Source organism: Methylobacterium symbioticum, assembly GCF_902141845.1.
Taxonomy (GTDB): domain Bacteria; phylum Pseudomonadota; class Alphaproteobacteria; order Rhizobiales; family Beijerinckiaceae; genus Methylobacterium; species Methylobacterium symbioticum.
The window spans coordinates 1-19,453 of sequence record NZ_CABFPH010000094.1; the positions used below are offsets into that span (position 1 = coordinate 1).

At 70.6% G+C, this 19,453-nt stretch carries 17 protein-coding genes and 1 riboswitch; of the genes, 5 read left to right on the forward strand and 12 right to left on the reverse strand.

Annotation, left to right across the window (positions count from 1 at the left end):
• Positions 1-900 (reverse strand): glycine cleavage system aminomethyltransferase GcvT (gene gcvT / locus MET9862_RS22820; RefSeq protein WP_142585140.1); only part of this gene is annotated, 900 nt, incomplete at its 3' end.
• A 55-nt stretch (positions 901-955) separates the two neighbouring features.
• Positions 956-1,059, reverse strand: a riboswitch (glycine riboswitch).
• Positions 1,060-1,542: 483 nt separating this feature from the next.
• Between gcvT and MET9862_RS22825 the strand changes: the two genes are divergently transcribed.
• The 3 genes from MET9862_RS22825 to MET9862_RS22835 all read left to right on the forward strand — a co-directional run bounded on the left by MET9862_RS22825 (position 1,543) and on the right by MET9862_RS22835 (position 7,818).
• Positions 1,543-2,883: an efflux RND transporter periplasmic adaptor subunit gene (locus tag MET9862_RS22825; RefSeq protein ID WP_142585141.1), complete on the forward strand. Its 1,341-nt coding sequence runs from the start codon at positions 1,543-1,545 to the stop codon at positions 2,881-2,883.
• A 124-nt stretch (positions 2,884-3,007) separates the two neighbouring features.
• Positions 3,008-6,154 carry an efflux RND transporter permease subunit gene (locus tag MET9862_RS22830; RefSeq protein WP_142585142.1) on the forward strand — a complete coding sequence of 1,049 codons (3,147 nt, stop codon included), beginning with the start codon at positions 3,008-3,010 and terminating at the stop codon, positions 6,152-6,154.
• 113 nt (positions 6,155-6,267) lie between these two features.
• Positions 6,268-7,818 (forward strand): efflux transporter outer membrane subunit, encoded by a 1,551-nt coding sequence (locus MET9862_RS22835; protein WP_142585143.1) that lies wholly within the window; start codon positions 6,268-6,270, stop codon positions 7,816-7,818.
• Between the two features lie 74 nt (positions 7,819-7,892).
• Here MET9862_RS22835 and MET9862_RS22840 read toward each other — a convergent pair whose 3' ends face one another.
• The gene (locus MET9862_RS22840; protein WP_142585144.1) at positions 7,893-8,639 is read right to left on the reverse strand and encodes a glucose 1-dehydrogenase; all 747 of its coding nucleotides are present in this window, start codon (positions 8,637-8,639) and stop codon (positions 7,893-7,895) included.
• A 106-nt stretch (positions 8,640-8,745) separates the two neighbouring features.
• On the opposite strand from MET9862_RS22840, the gene MET9862_RS22845 reads away from it, so the two are divergent.
• Positions 8,746-9,084 (forward strand): winged helix-turn-helix domain-containing protein, encoded by a 339-nt coding sequence (locus tag MET9862_RS22845; protein ID WP_142585145.1) that lies wholly within the window; start codon positions 8,746-8,748, stop codon positions 9,082-9,084.
• 30 nt (positions 9,085-9,114) lie between these two features.
• Here MET9862_RS22845 and MET9862_RS22850 read toward each other — a convergent pair whose 3' ends face one another.
• The gene (locus MET9862_RS22850; RefSeq protein WP_244612859.1) at positions 9,115-9,891 is read right to left on the reverse strand and encodes an NUDIX hydrolase; all 777 of its coding nucleotides are present in this window, start codon (positions 9,889-9,891) and stop codon (positions 9,115-9,117) included.
• On the reverse strand, positions 9,848-10,321 hold the full coding sequence (locus tag MET9862_RS22855) for a DUF983 domain-containing protein (RefSeq protein WP_244612860.1): 474 nt from the start codon (positions 10,319-10,321) through the stop codon (positions 9,848-9,850). Before MET9862_RS22855 ends, MET9862_RS22850 begins: the two co-directional genes overlap by 44 nt.
• 163 nt (positions 10,322-10,484) lie before the next feature.
• On the opposite strand from MET9862_RS22855, the gene MET9862_RS22860 reads away from it, so the two are divergent.
• A complete protein-coding gene (locus MET9862_RS22860) occupies positions 10,485-11,099 on the forward strand; it encodes an NIPSNAP family protein (protein WP_142585147.1) in 615 nt (204 codons plus the stop codon).
• Positions 11,100-11,339: 240 nt separating this feature from the next.
• Here MET9862_RS22860 and rnr read toward each other — a convergent pair whose 3' ends face one another.
• The 8 genes from rnr to MET9862_RS22900 all read right to left on the reverse strand — a co-directional run.
• Positions 11,340-13,655, reverse strand: coding sequence for a ribonuclease R (gene rnr, locus MET9862_RS22865; RefSeq protein WP_142585156.1), 2,316 nt, complete (start codon positions 13,653-13,655; stop codon positions 11,340-11,342).
• Positions 13,656-13,791: 136 nt separating this feature from the next.
• Positions 13,792-14,130 carry a hypothetical protein gene (locus MET9862_RS22870; RefSeq protein WP_142585148.1) on the reverse strand — a complete coding sequence of 113 codons (339 nt, stop codon included), beginning with the start codon at positions 14,128-14,130 and terminating at the stop codon, positions 13,792-13,794.
• 61 nt (positions 14,131-14,191) lie between these two features.
• Positions 14,192-14,770, reverse strand: a complete 579-nt coding sequence (locus MET9862_RS22875; RefSeq protein ID WP_142585149.1) for an NADPH-dependent FMN reductase — start codon at positions 14,768-14,770, stop codon at positions 14,192-14,194.
• A 50-nt stretch (positions 14,771-14,820) separates the two neighbouring features.
• Positions 14,821-15,459 carry a VOC family protein gene (locus MET9862_RS22880; RefSeq protein WP_142585150.1) on the reverse strand — a complete coding sequence of 213 codons (639 nt, stop codon included), beginning with the start codon at positions 15,457-15,459 and terminating at the stop codon, positions 14,821-14,823.
• Positions 15,460-15,473: 14 nt separating this feature from the next.
• Positions 15,474-15,674 (reverse strand): hypothetical protein, encoded by a 201-nt coding sequence (locus MET9862_RS22885; RefSeq protein WP_142585151.1) that lies wholly within the window; start codon positions 15,672-15,674, stop codon positions 15,474-15,476.
• Positions 15,675-15,978: 304 nt separating this feature from the next.
• Positions 15,979-17,391 carry a type I glutamate--ammonia ligase gene (gene glnA, locus MET9862_RS22890; protein WP_142585152.1) on the reverse strand — a complete coding sequence of 471 codons (1,413 nt, stop codon included), beginning with the start codon at positions 17,389-17,391 and terminating at the stop codon, positions 15,979-15,981.
• Between the two features lie 320 nt (positions 17,392-17,711).
• The gene (locus tag MET9862_RS22895) at positions 17,712-18,653 is read right to left on the reverse strand and encodes a dihydrodipicolinate synthase family protein (protein WP_142585153.1); all 942 of its coding nucleotides are present in this window, start codon (positions 18,651-18,653) and stop codon (positions 17,712-17,714) included.
• 157 nt (positions 18,654-18,810) lie between these two features.
• The coding region (locus MET9862_RS22900; RefSeq protein ID WP_142585154.1) for a M24 family metallopeptidase at positions 18,811-19,453 on the reverse strand (643 nt) is incomplete at its 5' end.

A 19,453-nucleotide genomic window follows, 5' to 3' on the forward strand; every position in this document is an offset into this window, starting at 1 on the left:
CAGCAGGCCGACGCGGCGGCGGGCGGGGCCCGCCTCGAGTTCCGCCAGGATGCGCGCGGCGCCGGGAAAGCCGCCGGGCCGGGCGCCGGTCGGCCTGCGGGCCGGCGAGATCGCCCAGGCCAGCGAGGCCTCGACCGGTGTGGTCGTCTCATCGATGTCGGAGCCGTGCAGGCACAGGCCCGCCTCGAGCCGCAGGGAATCGCGGGCGCCGAGGCCGACCGGCAGCACGGAGGGATCGGTGAGCAGCGCCTCGGCGATCCGCTCCGCATCCGCCTCCGGGATCGAGATCTCGTAGCCGTCCTCGCCCGTGTAGCCGGAGCGGGTCACCAGGCAGTCCGCCCCGAGGATCGGCAGCGCCCGCGCATCCATGAAGCGCATCGCCGCGGTCTCGGGCGCGAGGCGGGCGAGCGCCGCCTCGGCGCCGGGACCCTGGAGGGCGATGAGGGCGCGGGACAGCGTCTCGACCGTGACGGAGCCCGGCAGGTGGGCGCGCAGATGCGCCGCGTCGGCCTGCTTGTTGGCGGCGTTGACCACCAGGACGAGCCGGTTGCCGAGATGGGCCACCATCAGGTCGTCGCGGATGCCCCCGGCCGCGTCGGTGAACAGGGCGTAGCGCTGGCGCCCGGGCTTCAGCCCGAGGATGTCGACCGGCACCAGCGCCTCCAGGGCGCGGGCCGCCTCGGCCACGTCCGCGGCGCGCAGGACGATCTGGCCCATATGCGAGACGTCGAACAGGCCGGCGGCGCTGCGGGTGTGCAGGTGCTCTTTGAGCAGGCCCGCCGGGTACTGGACCGGCATGGCATAGCCCGCGAACGGCACCATCCGCGCGCCGAGGCGGAGATGCAGATCATGGAGCGGCGTGCGGAGAAGGGAAATGGATTCGACGGCCGGGGCCGGCATCTGGGATCTCTCCACGACAGAGTGCGTCCGGAATGCCCCTCACGAGCGTTTCCGGCTGCCCCCATCTGTCGCGGTTACCTGAGAGCTTCCCCCGCGTGTCGAACGCGAGGTTTCTCCTTCGGTGGACGCCTCGAGGCGCCTCTCTCCAGATTGTCCAACGATACGGTGATTGTGCCTGAGAGTTTCCGGGGGTGGTTGCTCCGTCGGCGCCATACCAGGTCCTGAAGGGCCTTGAGTTGGGCTCTCCCGTACCGTCTTGAATGGACGAGCGGGACCTAAGCACGGGAGCGCGTGCGGCGCAACATGCGCGGCAACCCGCCGCGGTACCCTGCGTGACATCGGCCCTGCGGCGTCACGCGGGAGCCGGCCGGCGACCGGCGCATCGGGCGATGTCGGGGCCGGCGATCACGGCTGCGCGAGCCTTTCCAGCAGCATTCGCGTCGCACAGGCTAAGACATTTGCCGGCTTCGCGAATTTCGGTGGACTGGATATTGCCGAGAGTCCTAGAAGCGGTCTTGCTTCGCAGCGTTTCGCCATAGAAAAGCGCCACCGATCGGGTCGGTGGCTCTGCGGGCCGCCGCCGTCGCGAATCGCACGATCACTGGCCTTGCGTGCCGTCTGGACCTTCGAATCGAGACTGAGATGGACGCCCGCAATCCCCTCGACCACGATGTCGGCGCGAGCGACGCGCCCGATCGCGGCCGGCGCCGCACCGGCCCCGTCATGATCGTCGCCGTCCTGCTGGCGCTGATCGTGCTCGTCGGCGCGGTGGCGGTGTTCCCGCAGCCGGTACGCGACGCCGCCCAGCCGGTGATCGCCTATGTAGAGCATCTCCTGAAATCGGAAGGGCCTGAGGAGCGGGACGAGGGCGAGGAGGACACGGCCTATTCCGGCGAGCGCATCTTCCGCCCGACCAAGGAGCAGCGCGCGGCCTTCGAGATCCATCCCGTCGCCACCATGACGTTCCGGCCCGAGGGCACGGCGGAGGGACGCATCGCGCTCAACGAGGACGACAACGTGCCGGTCGCCTCACCCTATTCGGGCCGCGTGGTGAAGGTGATGGGACGGGCGGGCGACGAGGTGAAGCAGGGCGACGTGCTGCTGACCCTCGACGCCACCGACATGGTCCAGGCCCAGAACGACTATCAGACCGCGCTCAACACCGTGCAGAAGCAGCAGGCCCTGCTGAAGCTCGACCAGACCATCGCCGCCCGTCAGCAGGAGCTGTTCGCGGCCCGGGCCGTGGCGCTGAAGGACTACCAGTCCGCCCAGAACGACGTGATCGCCGCACAGAGCGACCTCAAGACCGCGGAAGCGACCCTCGACGCCGCGCGCAACAAGCTGCGGCTCCTCGGCAAGACCGACGAGGAGATCGCGAGCTTCGAGAAGAGCGGCCGGCTCAGCTCCGAGGTTCAGATCCGGGCGCCGATCGCCGGCACCATCGTCCAGCGCAAGGTCGGCGTCGGGCAGTTCATCTCGTCCTCGAGCGATCCCGTCTTCGTGATCGGCGATCTCTCCACCGTCTGGCTGATCGCGAATATCCGCGAGAGCGAGATCCCGAAGATCCGCATCGGCCAGGAGGTCGAGGCCCGGGTGGCGGGCTTCGGTGCGCGCATCTTCAAGGCGCGGGTCAACTACATGGCCGCGAGCCTCGACCCGGCCACGCGCCGGCTCGCCGTGCGCAGCGAGGTCGACAATCCGGACCGGGTGCTCAAGCCCGAGATGTTCGCGACCTTCACGATCATCACCGGCAAGGCCCAGCCCTCGCCCGCCGTGCCGCTCGCCGCCGTCGTCTATGAGGGCGCCAACGCGCATGTCTGGGTCGCCCGGCCCGACGGCGCGATCGTGGCGCGGGCGGTGAAGCTCGGCCTCATCAACGGCGACAACGCGCAGGTGGTCGACGGGCTCTCCGCTGGCGAGGAGGTCGTCACCCGCGGCGCCCTGTTCATCGACCGGGCGGCGAGCGGCGACAAGGCGTCGTAGCGCGCGCCGGACGGGGCGCCGTTTCGGCGAGACGGGCGCGCATCAAACAAGGGTTCGGAGCCTGGGGCCGACCGCGACGCGATCGGGTCCCGGCTCCAGGAGCGGGCCGGCCCGAGGGCAGACCATGAATAGCCTGATCGTCTTCTCGCTGCGCCAGCGCGTGCTGGTCTTCCTGATGTTCGTGGTGATGCTGGGGCTCGGCTATGCCAGCTACACGCAGCTCAACATCGAGGCCTATCCCGATCCCGTCCCGCCGCTCGTCGACGTGATCACCCAGAATCCCGGCCAGTCGGCCGAGGAGATCGAGCGCTACATCACGATTCCCCTGGAGGTGGCGCTCGCGGGCATCCCGAACGCCACGGTGGTGCGCACCATCTCGCTGTTCGGCCTCTCCGACGTGAAGGTGCAGTTCAATTACGCCTACACATACGAGCAGGCGCTCCAGCGCGTCCTCAACCGCCTGTCGCAATTGCCGCCCCTGCCGAACGGGGCGCAGCCGCAGATCTCGCCGACGAGCCCCGTGGGCGAGATCATGCGCTACAAGCTCGTCGGCCCGGCGGGCTATTCCTCCGCCGACATGAAGACCTTGCAGGACTGGGTGCTGCAGCGCCGCTTCAAGGCGATCCCGGGCGTCGTCGACGTCACCGCCTTCGGCGGCAAGGCCAAGGAATACGAGATCGCCGTCGATCTGAACCGGCTTCAGGCCCAGGGCATGACCCTGGTCCAGCTCGTCAACGCGCTCAACAACTCCTCGATCAATGTCGGCGGCCAGACGCTCAATGTCGGCGAGCAATCGGCCGTGGTGCGCGGCGTCGGCCTGATCCGCGACATGGACGACATCCGCGACACCATGCTGACCCAGGTCAACGGTGTGCCCGTCCTCGTGCGCGACGTCGCCGACGTGCGGGTCTCGAACGCGCCGCGGCTCGGCATCGTCGGCCATGACGGGCAGAGCGACGTGGTCGAGGGCATCGTGCTGATGAGCCGCGGCGGCCAGAGCCTGCCGACCCTGAAGCGCGTCGAGGCCGAGATCGACCGGATCAACAACTCCACGATCCTGCCGCCCGAGGTGAAGATCCAGCGCATCTACGACCGCTCGGGCCTGATCCACACCACCACGCACACGGTGATGCACAATCTCGTCTTCGGCGTGGTCCTGGTCTTCGTGGTGCAGTGGCTGTTCCTCGGCAGCTTGCGCAGCGCCATCATCGTCGCGGCCACCATCCCCTTCGCGCTGGGCTTCGCGATCCTGATCCTCGTGGTGCGCGGCGATTCGGCGAACCTCCTGTCGCTCGGCGCGATCGATTTTGGCCTGATCGTCGATGCCACCGTGATCATGGTCGAGAACGTGTTCCGGCACCTCGCCGAGCCCGAGCATTCGGAGGGGCAGAAGGCGCCGGGCGGGCTCACCGGACGGCTCGGCACCATCGCCATCGCCGGCGCCGAGGTGAACCGGGCGATCTTCTTCTCGGCGACGATCATCATCGTCGGCTTCCTGCCGCTCTTCACGATGAGCGGCGTCGAGGGCCACATCTTCGGGCCGATGGCCAAGACCTACGCCTACGCCCTCGTCGGCGGCCTGATCGCCACCTTCACGGTCTCGCCGGCCCTGTCGGCGATCATCCTGCCCAAGCACGTGGAGGAGCGCGACACGCTGATCGTGAAGCTGCTCCGCTTCGGCCACGAGATCATCCTGACCTTCGGCCTGCGCAACCGGATCCTCACCATCGCGGTGACGATCGCGATCCTGCTGGTTTCAGGCGTCGCCGCGCGCAATCTCGGCCTCGAATTCCTGCCGAAGCTGGAGGAGGGCAATCTCTACGTGCGCGGCACCATGCCGGCCTCGATCTCGCTGGAGGCCGGCAACGCCTATGTCGAGCGCCTGCGCAAGATCTTCACCGAGGTGCCGGAGGTGGTCACCGTCATCTCGCACCAGGGCCGGCCTTCGGACGGCACCGACGCCACCGGCTTCTTCAACGTCGAGATCCTGGCGCCCCTGAAGCCCCTCGACCAGTGGCGCAAGGGGCTCGACAAGGAAACCCTGATCCGCGACCTCTCGAAGCGCCTGGAGCAGGACTTTCCCGGCATCGAGTTCAACTTCTCGCAGTATATCGAGGACAACGTCCAGGAGGCGGCCTCGGGCGTGAAGGGCGAGAACTCGGTCAAGATCTACGGCAGCGACTTGGAGCAGATCACCAAGACCGCCGAATCGGTGAAGGCGGTGCTCGCCAAGGTGCCGGGCATCACCGACCTCGCCGTCTTCGCCTCGCTGGGCCAGCCGACCGTGCGCATCGACGTGGACCGCCGCAAGGCCGCCCGCTTCGGCCTGTCCATCGGCGACGTGAACACCACGGTCGCCGCGGCGATCGGCGGCCAGATCGCGGGCGACCTCTACGAATTCGGCTCGGACCGGCACTTCCCGATGCGGGTGCGCCTCGCGCGGGAATACCGCTCCTCGCTGGAGACCATCCGCAACATCACGATCGGCGCGCAGAACCCGAGCGGCGGCGTGGTGCAGGTGCCCCTCTCCGAGATCGCGAGCGTCGATCTCGTCTCGGGGGCGGCCTTCATCTACCGCGAGGATCAGGAGCGCTACATCCCCGTGAAGTTCTCGGTGCGCGGGCGCGACCTCGGCGGCGCGGTGCTGGAGGCGCAGGCGCGCGTGGCGCAGGAGGTGGAGATGCCGGCGGGCTACCACCTCGAATGGGTCGGGCAGTTCACCAACCTCAAGGAGGCGGTGGCGCGGCTCAGCCTCGTCGTGCCGCTCACCCTCGTGCTGATCGCGCTGCTGCTCTACATCAACTTCTCCTCGGTCGCCGACATGCTGCTCACGCTCTCGGTGATCCCGATGGCGATGATCGGCGGCATCCTGGCCCTGTTCCTGACGGGCACGCCCTTCTCGATCTCTGCGGCGATCGGCTTCATCGCGCTGTTCGGCATCTCGACCATGGAAGGCGTGATCCTGCTCTCCTACTACAACCAGCTCATCGACGAGGGCTGGGAGCGGGGCAGGGCGGTCTGGCACGCCTCGATCGTGCGCATGCGCCCGGTGATGATGACCTGCGTCGCGGCCTGCGTCGGCCTGCTGCCGGCGGCCGTCTCCACCGGAATCGGCTCGCAGGTGCAGAAGCCGCTGGCGCTCGTCGTGGTGGGCGGCATCCTGCTCGCGCCGAACCTGATCCTCGTGGTGCTGCCGGTCCTGATCTCGCTGTTCTCGCGGCGCCGGCCGAAACGCGCCGCGGCGCCGGCCGGCCACCGGGCCGCCGCGTGATGCGGGCGCAACAGGGGCGCGCCGCGGCCGTGCCGCAGCGCGGCGCGGCGTTGACAGGGCGCCCCCCGGCGTCCCTCTACGGGGAGCGTGATGGGGCGGGGGCCGGCGGCGTGATGGCAGGAAACGGACGGGCCCGGCCTGCGGGCCTCCGGCGCGCCGCACCCGTTCTGGCCGCGGCGCTCGCCGCCCAGCTCGGCGCCTGCGCGGTGGGCCCGAACTTCGTGCCCCCGGCCGATCCGCCGGTGCTGCGCTACACCAAGGAGCCCCTGGCCAATCCGAGCGCGGCGGACGCGATCACCACGCGCCAGGGCGGCTCGGCCGACCAGAGCTTCGTGTCCGGCGCCGACATCCCGGGCCAGTGGTGGACCCTGTTCCGCTCGAAGGCGCTGAACCGCCTCGTGGAGGAGGCGCTCGCCAACAACCCGAATCTGGAGGCGGCCCAGGCCGCCCTGCGCATCGCCCAGCAGAACGTGCTGGCCCAGAAGGGCACCCTGTTCCCGACGGTGACCGCGAACCCGCAGGCGCAGGGCTCCCAGGCGCCCGGGCTCGACCTGCAATCCCCCCTGCAGAACCAGAACCAGTTCCTCTACAGCCTCTACACGCCGCAGGTGCTGGTCGCCTTCAACCCGGACGTGTTCGGCGGCAACCGCCGCCAGATCGAGTCGCTCGAGGCCACCACCGAGAACCAGCGCTTCCAGCTCGAGGCGGCCTATCTCAGCCTCACCGCCAACGTCGTCGCCGCGGCGATCCAGGAGGCGTCGCTCCGCGCCCAGATCGACGCGACGAAGCGCGTGATCCAGGCCCAGACCGAGGTGCTGGAACTCTACAACAAGCAGCTCCGGCTCGGGCAGATCGCCGGTGCCGACGTGGTGCAGCAGCAGGCCCAGCTCTCGCTCTCGCAGCAGCTCCTGCCGCCCCTGGAGAAGCAGCTCGCGCAGCAGCGCAACCTGCTGACCGCGCTCGCCGGCCGCCTGCCGAGCGAGGAGGTCGGCCAGACCTTCACCCTCGCGTCGCTACGCCTGCCGACGAAGCTTCCCGTCAGCCTGCCCTCGCGCCTCGTGCAGCAGCGGCCGGACGTGAAGGCGGCCGAGGCCCTGGTGCAGCAGGCCTCCGCGAATGTCGGGGTGGCGGTGGCCAACCGCCTGCCGCAGTTCAGCATCTCGGCGACCGGCGGCGCCAGCGCCGTGCGGATCGCCCAGCTCACCAATCCGGCCGCGGGCTTCTTCACCATCATCGGCCAGGCGACCGCGCCGATCTTCGATGCCGGCACCCTCTACCGGCGCCAGCGCGCCTCGGAGGAGGCGCTGACCCAGGCCCAGGCCCAGTACCGCGCCACCGTGATCGCGGCCTTCCAGAACGTCGCCGACACGCTGCGCGCCCTCCAGGCCGACGCCAAGGCGGTGGCCGCGGCCTCGGCCGCCGAGAAGGCGACCGGCGAGAGCCTGGAGCTCATCCGCAAGCAGTACTCGGCCGGCGCCGTGAACTCGACCCAGGTGCTGATCGCCCAGCAGGGCTACCTCTCGGCGCTCGTCACCTCGGCCGGGGCCCGCGCGACCCAGTACGCCGACACCGCGGCCCTGTTCCAGGCACTCGGGGGCGGCTGGTGGAACCGCATGGACGTGGCGACGCCGCCGCCGGAGACGGATCCGGCGAAGTTCCTGTAGGCCCCATCCGGCCTCGCAGGACCCAGGCGCGGGCGAAGGCGGCCGGCCTTCGCCCGCGTCCCGGTCCTAGCGCGTCAGCGCACGCCGCCGCTGGCGTTGATCGTCTCGCCGGTCACCCAGCGGGCATCGTCGGAGGCCAGGAACGCGACGATGCCGGCGACGTCGTCCGGCTGGCCGGCACGGCCGAGCGGGGTCTGCGCGACGAAGCCGGCCTCCATCTCCGAGCCGGCGATCCCGGCCGTATGGGTGCCCTCCGTCACCACGAAGCCGGGGCTCACCGCGTTCACCCGGATCTTGCGGGGCGCCAGCTCGTTGGCGAGGACGCCGGTGATCGCGTTGAGGGCCCCCTTGGTCCCGGTATAGACCGCCGAGGTTGCCGGATGGATATCGGTGACGACCGACGAGATGTTGATGATGCTGCCCCCTTCGCCGAGGTGCTGGGCCGCCGCCTGGGTCGTCAGCAGGACGCCCAGCACGTTGACGTCGAAGTGGCGGCGGTAATGCTCCTCGGTCACCGCCTCGAGCGCGGCGAATTCGTAGACGCCGGAATTGTTGACCAGCACGTCGAGCCGGCCGAACTGCTGCACGGCCGCCGCGATCAGGCCCTGCGCTTGCGCGGCCTTGGAGACGTCGCCCTGGACCGCGACGGCCTTGCCGTCGGCCGCGGTGATGGCGTCGACCACGGCATCCGCGCCCGCCTTGCTCGATGCGTAGTTGACCACCACCGTGGCGCCGTCCTTCGCGAGCGCCTTGGCGATCGCGGCGCCGATGCCCTTGGATGCTCCGGTCACGACCGCGACCTTGCCGTCAAGCTTTGCCATGTGTGCTAACCTTCGCATGGGCCGGCTCCGGGATGGTCGCCTTCGTCCCATAGTTCGGAACTTCGGAACTAACGGAGCGCGGATCAAGCCCCTACATGGATGAAAGATGAGGCCCCTGTTCCATCCCGCGATCGAGGACGTGCAGCCGGAGGCGATCCTGCATGCCCTGTCCGATCCGTGCCGCGCGACGATCTTCGCCCGGATCACGCGGGCGGGCTGCGTCGAGGCCTGCTCGGCGGTGTCCGCACTCGGTGACCGGGTCATCCCGAAATCGTCGCTGTCGAGCCACATCAAGGTGCTGCGCGAGGCCGGGCTGATCCGTTGCGAGCGGCACGGCGTCGAGATGCGCAACCATTCGCGCTGCGCCGAGGTCGATGCCCGCTTTCCCGGCCTGCTGGCCGCGATCCTGAACGCTTACGCCGCGCGGTCGGCGCCCGGCGCCTGAGGGCGGCGGGCTTCGACAGCGCCAGGGCTTCTACAGCGCAACGCGCGCGCGCCGCCCGTGGCGCTCGAAGTGGAAGGGGATCTCGCGGTAGGGGGCGAAGCCGGCCGCGAGCTGGGTCTCCAGCTCGTCGAGGACGGCGCGGGTGATGAAGGGCAGGTTGAGCTTGCGCGCGGCGTCGAGGCGCATCCAGTCGAGCTCCACGAATTCCGCCTCGGGCCCGACCCGGCCGGGTTCCTCCGCGGCGATGAGGCTGCGCTCGGCCACGAAGAAGCGCGTGTCGAAGCGGCGCACGCGCTTCGGCGGCGTGATCGCGCGGGCGACGAGATGCAGGCCCTCCAGATCGGGCAGAACGCCGTGGCGGGCGAAAGCCGCCCAGTCGGGCGGGGCCGCCTCGGGCGGTCCGTAATCCCGGGTGCCGACGAGGAGGCCGGTCTCCTCATAGGTCTCGCGGATGGCGGCGAGCGCCAGCATGCGGCCGAGATCCCGCGGCGGGCGCGAGACCTGGCGGGCGAGCGCGGCCTCGGCATAGTCGGGGAGCGCTCCGGCCACCGGCATCCGGCGGTCGCCGGGCTCCGTGCGGCCGCCGGGAAAGACGAACTTGCCCGGCATGAAGGCGAGGCGCGGGTTGCGCTGGCCCATCAGCACGCGGAGCACGCCCCGGCGGCGCTCCATCAGGATCAGGGTCGCGGCGTCGCGCGGGCGGAGGCTCCGGGCGGGGGGCGCCTTGGCTGGAGCTGCCTTGCCCGTAGGCGCCGCCGCCGTCTCAGGCGCGTCCGAGCCCGGCCGATCCGTGTCCGCTGTTCCCAAGGCGCGCATCCTCCCCCGCTGCGGAGCGCACTCCCGGTAGCCCGCCGAAACCGTGCATGCCAAGGGCGTATTGCAGCCCGACCACCGCGCCCTTCACCGGCTGCAGCAGGGCAAGGGCGAGCCCAAGGGTGACGAGCGGCCAGAATCCGAGCTGGAACCAGAGGGGCACGTCGTAGCTCATCTCCAGCTCCAGGATCAGGTAGCCGACGATGTGGGCGACGATGAAGATCACGAGATAGGGCGGCAGGTCGTCGGCCCTGTGGTGATGCAGCTCGAGCCCGCAGGCGTCGCAGGCCGGGCTCACCTTTAGGAAGCGACCGAAGATCCGTCCCTCGCCGCAATGCGGGCAGCGTCCGAGGAAGCCCCGGGCCATCGCCTTCACGAGGCCGGTCCGGGCCGGTGCGGCTTGCGGCAGATCGCTCGCGGTCATGGCCTCGTCGCCTCGCATGTCAGCAGGGGGCTCTTGCTAGCATGCCGGGCCTCCGGCCAGAACTCTCTTCGCCGGGCCCGCCACCCTTCGGCCGGTGCAACCCTCATCGAAGCCAAGCGCCCGCATCCGGCTTCGATCCCGACCCAGACGTCCGAGGCTTCCGATGCTCTGCGAACTCGCCACCCTGACCTGCCCCCTCCTCGCCCTCGGCCAGGCCACAGCCGGGGCGGAGGCCTGGGTGAAGGACGGCGACGCGGCGGGGCAGCTTCTCGGCCTCTGGCGCACGGAGGTCGGCGCCCTCGGCCGCGTGCTGGTGCTGCGCGCCTTCGAGGCGCCCGAGGACATGACCGCGGAGCGCCGCCGCGCCCTGCTGAGTGCCAGCCCGTTCAATGCCGGTTCCGTCGTCACGGCGCTCGAGATGGACAGCTACGCGCCGTTCCCGTTCCTGCCGCCGATCCGGACCGGCCGGCGCGGCGGCCTGTACGAGGTCCGGACCTACCGGCTGAAGCCCGGCGGCCTGCCGCCGACGCTCGCCGGCTGGGAGGCGGCCATCGCACCGGCGCGCGACCTCACCGAGCACCTCGTGGTGAACATGTACGCCCTCGACGGGCCGCCGCGGATCACGCACATCTGGGGCTTCGCGAGCCTGGAGGAGCGGGGCAGGCTGCGCGCGCAGGCCTATGCGTCCGGGCACTGGCCGCCGAAGGGCGGCCCCGAGCAGATCGCCGAGGCCACCTCGTCGCTCGCCCTGCCGGAGCCCGGCTCCCCGCTGGCCTAAGAGCCTGTTTGAGCCGATCGAGCGGGTGTTGATCCGGCCTATCCCGTCCTCGACCTCATCCTGAGGTGCCGCAGCGAAGCGGAGGCCTCGAAGGAGGCCCCAGATGGCGCGGTGATCCCTGGAGGCCTCCTTCGAGGCTCGGCTCAAGCCTCGCACCTCAGGATGAGGTGGTTCGGTGGGATCGGCCAAGTCTCTGCATGACGATCCGTCGATCCCGTTCAAACAGGCTCCAAGAGCGCTCTACCGCCGCGAGCCGCGGTGGCGGTTGGCGCTGGTGCGGAGACCGGCCGGTCGGCCGGGCGGCGCGGCCTTGAACGGGCGGCCCCCGGCCTTGGCCGGCTTCTTCGCGCCCGGGCCCTTGGCGCCGGAGCGCGCGCGGCCCTCGGAGAGCAGCTCGAAGCGCAGCGCGCCGGCCACCGGCGCCGCCTCGACGAGGCGCACCTCGACCCGGTCGCCCAGGCGATAGGTCTCGCCGGTGCGCTCACCGACCAGGGCGTGCCGGGCCTCCTCGTGCCGGTAATAGTCGGCGCCGATGGTGGAGACCGGCACGAAGCCGTCCGCTCCCGTCTCGTCGAGCTTGATGAAGAGGCCCGAGCGGGTGACCCCGGAGATCTGGCCCTCGAAGGTGGCGCCGACCCGGTCGGCGAGGTGGTTGGCGATCAGCCGGTCGATGGTCTCGCGCTCGGCTGCCATGGCCCGCCGCTCCGCCGCCGAGATCTGCTCCCCGATCCGGTCGAGCTCCGGGACCGAGATGTCGCCGGCGAGCCCGTCCTTGCCGAGCTTGCACGCGGTGATGAGCGCGCGGTGCACGACGAGGTCGGCGTAGCGCCGGATCGGCGAGGTGAAATGGGCGTAGCGGCGCAGGTTCAGCCCGAAATGCCCGAGATTCTCCGCTGCGTAGACGGCCTGGGCCTGGCTCCTCAAGATCACCTCGTTGAGGAAGACGCCGTGCTCGGTCTCGGCCGCCATGGCCAGGATACGGTTGAACAGGGCCGGGCGGAGGGCCCCCTCCTTCGGCAGCTTGATGCCGACCGAGGCCAGCACCTCGCCCAAGCTCCGCATCTTCTCCAGCGCCGGCTCGTCGTGGACGCGGTAGATCAGCGGCTGGCGGGCATGCTCCAGGGTCTCGGCGGCGGCGACGTTCGCCTGGATCATGAACTCCTCGATCAGCCGGTGGGCGTCGAGGCGCTGCGGCACCACCACCCGGTCGACCTTGCCGTCGGGGCCGATCAGGACCTTGCGCTCGGGGAGATCGAGGGCGAGGGGCCCGCGCCGGTCGCGGGCGATCTTCAGGGCCTCGTAGGCGGCCCAGAGCGGACGGAGTGCCACGTCGAGGAGGGGGGCGGTCACCGCGTCGGGCTGACCGTCGATCGCGGCTTGCGCCTGCGCGTAGGCGAGCTTGGCCCGCGACTGCATCATCACCCGGTGGAAGCTGTGGCGGCGCTTCACCCCGTCGGCGGAGACGATCATCCGCACGGCGATGGCCGGGCGCTTCTCGCCCTCACGCAGCGAGCAGAGATCGTTCGAGATACGCTCCGGCAGCATCGGAACGACCCGGTCGGGGAAATAGACCGAGTTGCCGCGCTCCAGGGCCTCGCGGTCGAGGCTGGAGCCGGGGCGGACATAAGCGGCCACGTCCGCGATCGCCACGGTGATGACGAAGCCGCCCGGATTGTCCGGATCGGGATCGGCTTCCGCCATCACCGCGTCGTCGTGGTCCTTGGCGTCCGGCGGGTCGATGGTGAGGAGCGGCTTGTCGCGCCAATCCTCGCGGCCCCGCAGGGTCGCGGGCTTCGCCGCGTCGGCCTCGGCGAGGGTGTTCTCGTGGAAGACGTGGGGGATGTTGTGGAGGTGGAGCGCGATCAGGCTCACCGCCTTCTCGGAGCCCAGGGAGCCGAGCCGCTCGCGCACGCGGCCCTTGGGCAGGCCGAAGCGCGTCTCCCGCTCCAGGCTGACGCTGACGAGGTCTCCGTCGCGGGCCTCCCCTTCCTCGCCCGGCGGGATCAGGATCTCGCGGCTCGCACCGCGCTTCTCCACCGGCTCGATGCGGCCCCCCTGAGCGCCCGCACGATAGACGCCGATGATCTCGGCCCGGTTCTTGCCGATCAGCTTGATGATGCGGCCGGTGTAGCGCGTGTCCGAATCGCCGTCCGGCTCGACGCGGACCAGCACGCGGTCGCCGATGCCCGGCTGCGGCCGCTTGTCCTTGCGTCCGCCGCGGGTCGGCATCAGCAGGATGGTGGGGGCCTTGCCCTCGCCCGTCCACTCGGCGGGGCTCGCCAGGAATTCGCCCTGCCGGTCGCGGGAGCGGATATCGGCCACCACGACCGGGGGGAGGCGCCCGGCCTTCGACAGGCCGCCGCGGGAGCGCCCGATCTGTCCCTCGCCCTCGATCTCCTTCAAGAGGCGCTTGAGGCCGATCTTGTCGGAGCCCTTCAGCCCGAAGGCCTGGGCGATCTCGCGCTTGCCGACCTTGTCCTTCGACTCGGCGATGAAGGCGAGGATCTGCTCGCGGGTGGGAAGGGGGGTGGGGGTCGCGGATGCGCGCTTGGCCAAAGAGAGGGGCTCGCTCACGCCGCTGCAGGCGGCGCCGGTTTGAGATCGGGACCGGCGGAACCGGTATTCGGTGAAGATGGGGACCGGGCCGCCTCCCGGCAACTTGCCGTGCGCGCTCCTCAACAGAGGATGGAGGTCAGCCGGTCGAGGCGATCCTGCGGATCTGCTCCACTGCCGCGTCCACGTCGAAGCCGGGCGCCAGGAGCGCGTCGAGGTCGAAGGGCGGCTGGCGGGGCAGCGTCAGGTTGACACGGCCCTGCTCCGGGGCGCGTTCGGGTCGCTCCGCCTCCTGGATCGCCAGGGTCCAGGCGCCCTCCATCCGGAGGGAGGCGGGGTCGGGCGGCTCGGCGGCGAGCGCCGCGAGTTGCCCGCGGGCGGCCTCGCGATAGGCGAGGCTCCGGCCGTCGTCCGAGACGAGGGCTGCCTTGATCAGCTCCGAGAGCGCGTCCCGCACCCGTTCGACGTTCCGGTTCATGGCCTGCTGTGCTCGCTCAGACGGTGCGGGCCCAACTGGCAAGGGCGATGCCAGGATCCGCTCAATAGGGCGTGCCGCTCCGCCGCTTCTCCCGCAGGGCCTCGGCGTACCAGGTCAGCTCGTCGAGGAAGCGGGCGGCGGATTTCCGCAGCCACTCCTCGGCGGGCTCGCCCGCCTCGCTCAGCGCCTTGCCGATGCGCGGGATCGGCAGGAGCGAGGGTATGCTCGGCATCCCGAGCTCGCCCAGCATGGCGCGCAGCTGCATCGCCGCACGCACGCCGCCATATTGCCCGGCCGAGTAGCAGCAGATCGCGGACGGCCGCCAGAAATACTCCTCCAGGAAGTGGTCGAGGGTGTTCGACAGGGCCGGCGGGATCGAGTGGTTGTACTCGGCCGAGACCACGAGGAAGGCGTCGGCGCGGGTGTAGAGGGCGGCCAGCCGCTCCAGGGGCTCGGGCGCCTCGCCCTTCGGATATTCCTTGTACATCCGGTCGAGGAGCGGAAGCGTCAGGTCCGCCGGATCGACCAGGGGCGCCTCGTGGCCGCGGGCTTCGAGCGCGCCGACGAGGAAGCGGGCGGCGCGGATCCCCTGCCGGTCGGAGCGCACGGAGCCGAGGATCACGGGAACGACGAGGGACATGGGGCTCTCCTGGGCACGGACGATGCCGGGAGCATAGCGCCGCGCCGGGCTCAGGACAGGGTGCGCGTTCCCCCGGGCGTCGCGATCTCCGCGACGAGGCGGAGCTGGGCGCCCGCGCGGATCTCGGGCCCGTCGCCGAGGCCGATGGCGCGATGGAGGTCCGCGGCCCGTTCCGGCTCGGGATGCTCCAGGCGGAAGGCCGTGAGCCGCGCGCCGAGATCGGGCATGGTGCGGGCCGGGTTGCCGCTGGGCCCCCAATCCATCAGGCAGGGCAGCAGGCCGCCGAGCGGCAGGGTGCCGTCGTCGCGCAGCGCGAAGCGCCAGGCCAGGCTGCCGCGGCTCATGCGCAGGGGCGTGCCGAACAGGCCGGGATGCCGGGCGAGCAGGCCGTCGAGGTCGCCCGTGCGGGCGACGAAGGCCCTGAGGCGCCGCCCGGACTCCCAGTCGGCGCGGATCGCAGCCGCGTCGTCGAGACCGAACCAGCGCGGCCGGGCGGGAGGAGGCGCTTCGGAATCGACGGCGATCACTTCGAGGAAGAGCGCGTCGCCGAGGCGCAGCAGGTGGTTGCGCGTGCCCATCTCGCGGTGGCGCCCGCCCTCGGGGATGTCGAGGCCGAGGCTCTCGCGGATATGGGCGAGCCCTTCCGCGAGGGTGGGGGCGACGACGGCGAGGTGGTCAAGGACGGGCATGCGGGTCTCCCGGATCACAACCCCTTGCGCAGCCGATCGTGTGCGAGGGCGAGGATGATCCGAAGGCTGCGCGGATCGAAACGCCAGTCCGACCTCGTCAGGCCCCAGAGCTTGCTCAGCTCGTCGGGCGACAGATCGCTCTCCAGCACCTGTCCGATGAAATCGCGGAGCCGACGCCGGTCTTCGCCTCGGAAGACGCTGATGGCCGAGCTCACCACCTCCTCGATGCTGTCATGCAGAAGATCGATGTCCTGATGGAAGTGGGATCCGAAGCGCAGGAATTCCGGTGTCGGCGGCAGGCGCCCCAGCCGCCGCCTCGCCCGGTTCCGCTTTCTCGTCCTGATGCTCATGGCGGCAAGGCGGATCCATCGATCGCGAGGATCCTTGAATAGGAATTTGAGCCGATCCGCAAGTCTGCTCGGTCGTGCCCGCCGGAACGCGAAACGCCGGAGCCCCGTCCGAGGCCCCGGCGTCGCGGATCCGTCCGACAGGCCGGGCGTCGCCGCCCGGCCGGCTCGATCAGAGCGAGTAGTACTGCACGAACTCGATCGGGTGCGGCGTCATCTCGTAGCGCATCACCTCGGTCATCTTCAGCTCGATGAACGAGTCGATCTGGTCGTCCGAGAACACGCCGCCGGCCTTGAGGAAGGCGCGGTCCTTGTCGAGGTTCTGCAGGGCCTCGCGCAGCGAGCCGCACACGGTCGGGATCTTCTTCAGCTCGCGCGGGGGCAGGTCGTAGAGATCCTTGTCCATGGCCGGGCCGGGATCGATCTTGTTGATGATGCCGTCGAGGCCGGCCATCAGCAGGGCCGAGAAGGCGAGATAGGGGTTCGCCATCGGATCGGGGAAGCGGACCTCGACGCGCTTGGCCTTCGGGTTCGTCGTCCACGGGATGCGGCAGGAGGCCGAGCGGTTGCGGGCCGAGTAGGCCAGCAGCACGGGGGCCTCGTAGCCGGGCACCAGGCGCTTGTAGGAGTTGGTCGACGGGTTGGTGAAGGCGTTGAGCGCCTTGGCGTGCTTGATGATGCCGCCGATGTACCAGAGGCATTCCTGGCTGAGGTCGGCGTACTTGTCGCCCGCGAAGAGCGGCTTGCCGTTCTTCCAGATCGACTGGTGCACGTGCATGCCCGAGCCGTTGTCGCCATAGACGGGCTTCGGCATGAAGGTCGCCGACTTGCCGTAGCTCTGCGCCACGTTGTGGATGCAGTACTTGTACACCTGCATGTGGTCGGCGAGCAGGGTGAGCGTGTCGAACTTCATGCCGAGCTCGTGCTGGGCGCTCGCCACCTCGTGGTGGTGCTTCTCGACCTTCACGCCCATCGACTGCATGGCGGCCAGCATCTCGCCGCGCATGTCCTGGGCCGAATCCTGCGGCGGCACCGGGAAGTAGCCGCCCTTGGTCTGGACCCGGTGGCCGAGATTGCCGCCCTCGTAGTCGGTGAAGCCGTTGGTCGGCAGCTCGGTGGAATCGAGCTGGAAGCCGGTGTGATAGGGATCGGCGCCGAACTTCACGTCATCGAACACGAAGAACTCGGCCTCGGGGCCGACGAAGATCGTGTCGCCGATGCCGGTCTGGCGCAGATAGGCCTCGGCGAGCTTGGCGGTCGAGCGCGGGTCGCGCGAGTAGGGCTGGCCGGTCGAGGGCTCCAGCACGTCGCAGACGATCGACATGGTGGAGGCCGAGAAGAACGGATCCATGCAGGCGGTGACCGGATCCGGCATCAGCAGCATGTCGGACTCGTTGATCGCCTTCCAGCCGGCGATCGACGACCCGTCGAACATGGTGCCGTCCTGAAAGATCTCCTCGTCGACCAGGGAGACGTCGAAGGTGACGTGCTGCCACTTGCCCCGCGGGTCCGTGAACCGGAAGTCCACGTACTTGACGTCGTTGTCCTTGATCTCCCTCAGGACATCCGCTGCGGTCTTTGCCATCCCTAGGAATCTCCTTCAGTCCGGGCCCTGCGCCGAGTCTGCCCCGCACGGCCGGCCGTGCGAAGCGCGTAGGTCCTTGCCCGGGCGGCATTACAGGGGGGAGTGGCGCAAGGCTAGAGGCATTTCGGGAGTCGCGCACCGGGCCCGAGGGCTCCGCGGCAGGGCCCGAACCTGCGCCACGCCCTCGCACACGCCCTCGCGCAGACCGTCGGCGACCGCCCGCAGGATTTATTCCCGCGGAACGACGGTCTCGGGCTGGCGCGGCGGGTCGGGGCGCGCTGCGCCCGACCGTCATCCTCGAGCGCGGCCCCCGACAGCCTTTATCGGCCCGTGCCGACGACCGCCCGGGCATCGTGCCGGGCGAGGCGCCCGAGCAGGTACTCGATCTCGGCCCTGGCGGCGGTGCTGAGGCTGCCCGCGGGCCTGCGCTGGGCGTCGGCGGCGATGAGGCCGCGCCGGGCCATCAGGTACTTGCGCACGGCAAGCCCCACGCCCGGCTGCTGCTCGTAGCGCAGCAGCGGCAGATGCGCGTCGAACAGGTCGTGGGCGGCGTCCCGCTCGCCCGCCTGGGACAGCCGCACCACGTCCACCAGCATGTCGGGGAAGGCGTAGCCGGTCATGGCGCCGTCCGCGCCGCGCTCGCACTCGAAATCGAGGAACAGGCCGCCATTGCCGCACAGGATCGAGATCGGCCGCATCGAGCCCTCCGCCTGGAAGGCGCGGAGCGCGGAGATCTTCTCCAGCCCCGGCCAGTCCTCGTGCTTGAGCATCACGCAGGATGCGTTCTCCTGCACGATGCGGCGGATGACGCCGGGCGTCATCACCACGGAGAAGTTGAGGGGATAGTCCTGGATCACGAAGGGCACGTCGGCGCCCACCGCCTCCGCCGCCTGCCGGTAATAGGTCGCGATCTGGTCGTCGGTGCGCAGGCTGTTCGGGGGGGCGATCATCACGCCGGCCGCGCCCGCCTCCATGCTGGCGCGGGCGAGCCCCGCCATGGCGGCGAAGCCCGGCGCCGAGACGCCGACGATGACCGGCAGTCCGGCGGCGCGCCGGATGTAGCGGGTGGCCACCGCGAGCCCCTCAGCCTGGTCGAGCTTGCCGGCCTCGCCCATGACGCCGAGCACGGTCATCCCGGTGGCGCCGCAGCCGCGATAGAAGTCGGTCAGGCGGTCGATCGAGGCGAAGTCGATCGTGCCGTCCGGATGAAACGGGGTCGGGGCGATCGGGTAGACGCCGCGCGCGGATGCATCGAGGGGCATGGGAATCCTCTTCCGGTTCGTTGGACGCAAGGGGTCGCGCTCCGGCCTCATACCAAATCCGGCTGGCCGGGGCGGCTGTTCGACGGGTCCCGTCCCGCGGGCGACGGTCCGCCCGCCGCCGAACCCGCGCGGTGCCCGGGGGATCGGGGCGCATCCGTCACCGCAGCGTCAGGCCGCGGGGCAGGTCCGACAGGGGCTCGGCCCCGTCTTCCGTGACGATGACGGTCTCGGATGCGCCGACCGTCCAGGCACCGTAGCGGCGCAGCGTCGCCGGCAGATGGAAGACCATGCCCGGCTCGATGGGCCGCTCAACGCCGCTGAAGAGGCTGAGCAGGCCGCCCTCTCCCCAGTCGGGCGCGAAGGCGACGCCCATCGCGTAGCCGATGCGCTTGCGGAAGGCGGGTCCGTAGCCCGCCGCGTCGATGACGGCCTGCGCCGCCTCGTGGGGGATGGCGCAGGGGACGCCCGGACGGATCGCCGCGAGCGCGGCGTCGAGGGCGCGCAGCGCGCAATCCATCATCCGGCGCGCCTCCGCCGGCGGCGCGCCGATCCAGGCCGTGCGCATCAACGCGGCGTGATAGCGGGCATGGCTCCCGGCGAGTTCGAGGAAGACGGCGTCGCCCGTCTCCAGGCGGCGCCGCCGCCACGTCATGTGCGGCAGGCCGCTGCGTGGCCCCGAGGCGACGAGCGGCTCCATGGCCATGGCCTCGGAGCCGGCGGCCGTCGCGGCGGCGAGCATGGCGGCGGCCACCGCGTTCTCGTCCGTGCCCGCCGCGCAGGCGGCGAGGCCGGCGGCGAGG

Bases quoted from the DNA above. Each gene is read 5' to 3' on its own strand.
- MET9862_RS22845 (WP_142585145.1), top strand. From the start codon at position 8,746: ATGAGGCCCCTGTTCCATCCCGCGATCGAGGACGTGCAGCCGGAGGCG.
- MET9862_RS22840 (WP_142585144.1), bottom strand. From the start codon at position 8,639: ATGGCAAAGCTTGACGGCAAGGTCGCGGTCGTGACCGGAGCATCCAAG.
- MET9862_RS22895 (WP_142585153.1), bottom strand. From the start codon at position 18,653: ATGCCCCTCGATGCATCCGCGCGCGGCGTCTACCCGATCGCCCCGACC.
- MET9862_RS22825 (WP_142585141.1), top strand. From the start codon at position 1,543: ATGGACGCCCGCAATCCCCTCGACCACGATGTCGGCGCGAGCGACGCG.
- MET9862_RS22860 (WP_142585147.1), top strand. From the start codon at position 10,485: ATGCTCTGCGAACTCGCCACCCTGACCTGCCCCCTCCTCGCCCTCGGC.
- MET9862_RS22855 (WP_244612860.1), bottom strand. From the start codon at position 10,321: ATGACCGCGAGCGATCTGCCGCAAGCCGCACCGGCCCGGACCGGCCTC.
- MET9862_RS22875 (WP_142585149.1), bottom strand. From the start codon at position 14,770: ATGTCCCTCGTCGTTCCCGTGATCCTCGGCTCCGTGCGCTCCGACCGG.
- MET9862_RS22835 (WP_142585143.1), top strand. From the start codon at position 6,268: ATGGCAGGAAACGGACGGGCCCGGCCTGCGGGCCTCCGGCGCGCCGCA.
- MET9862_RS22870 (WP_142585148.1), bottom strand. From the start codon at position 14,130: ATGAACCGGAACGTCGAACGGGTGCGGGACGCGCTCTCGGAGCTGATC.
- MET9862_RS22830 (WP_142585142.1), top strand. From the start codon at position 3,008: ATGAATAGCCTGATCGTCTTCTCGCTGCGCCAGCGCGTGCTGGTCTTC.
- glnA (WP_142585152.1), bottom strand. From the start codon at position 17,391: ATGGCAAAGACCGCAGCGGATGTCCTGAGGGAGATCAAGGACAACGAC.
- MET9862_RS22880 (WP_142585150.1), bottom strand. From the start codon at position 15,459: ATGCCCGTCCTTGACCACCTCGCCGTCGTCGCCCCCACCCTCGCGGAA.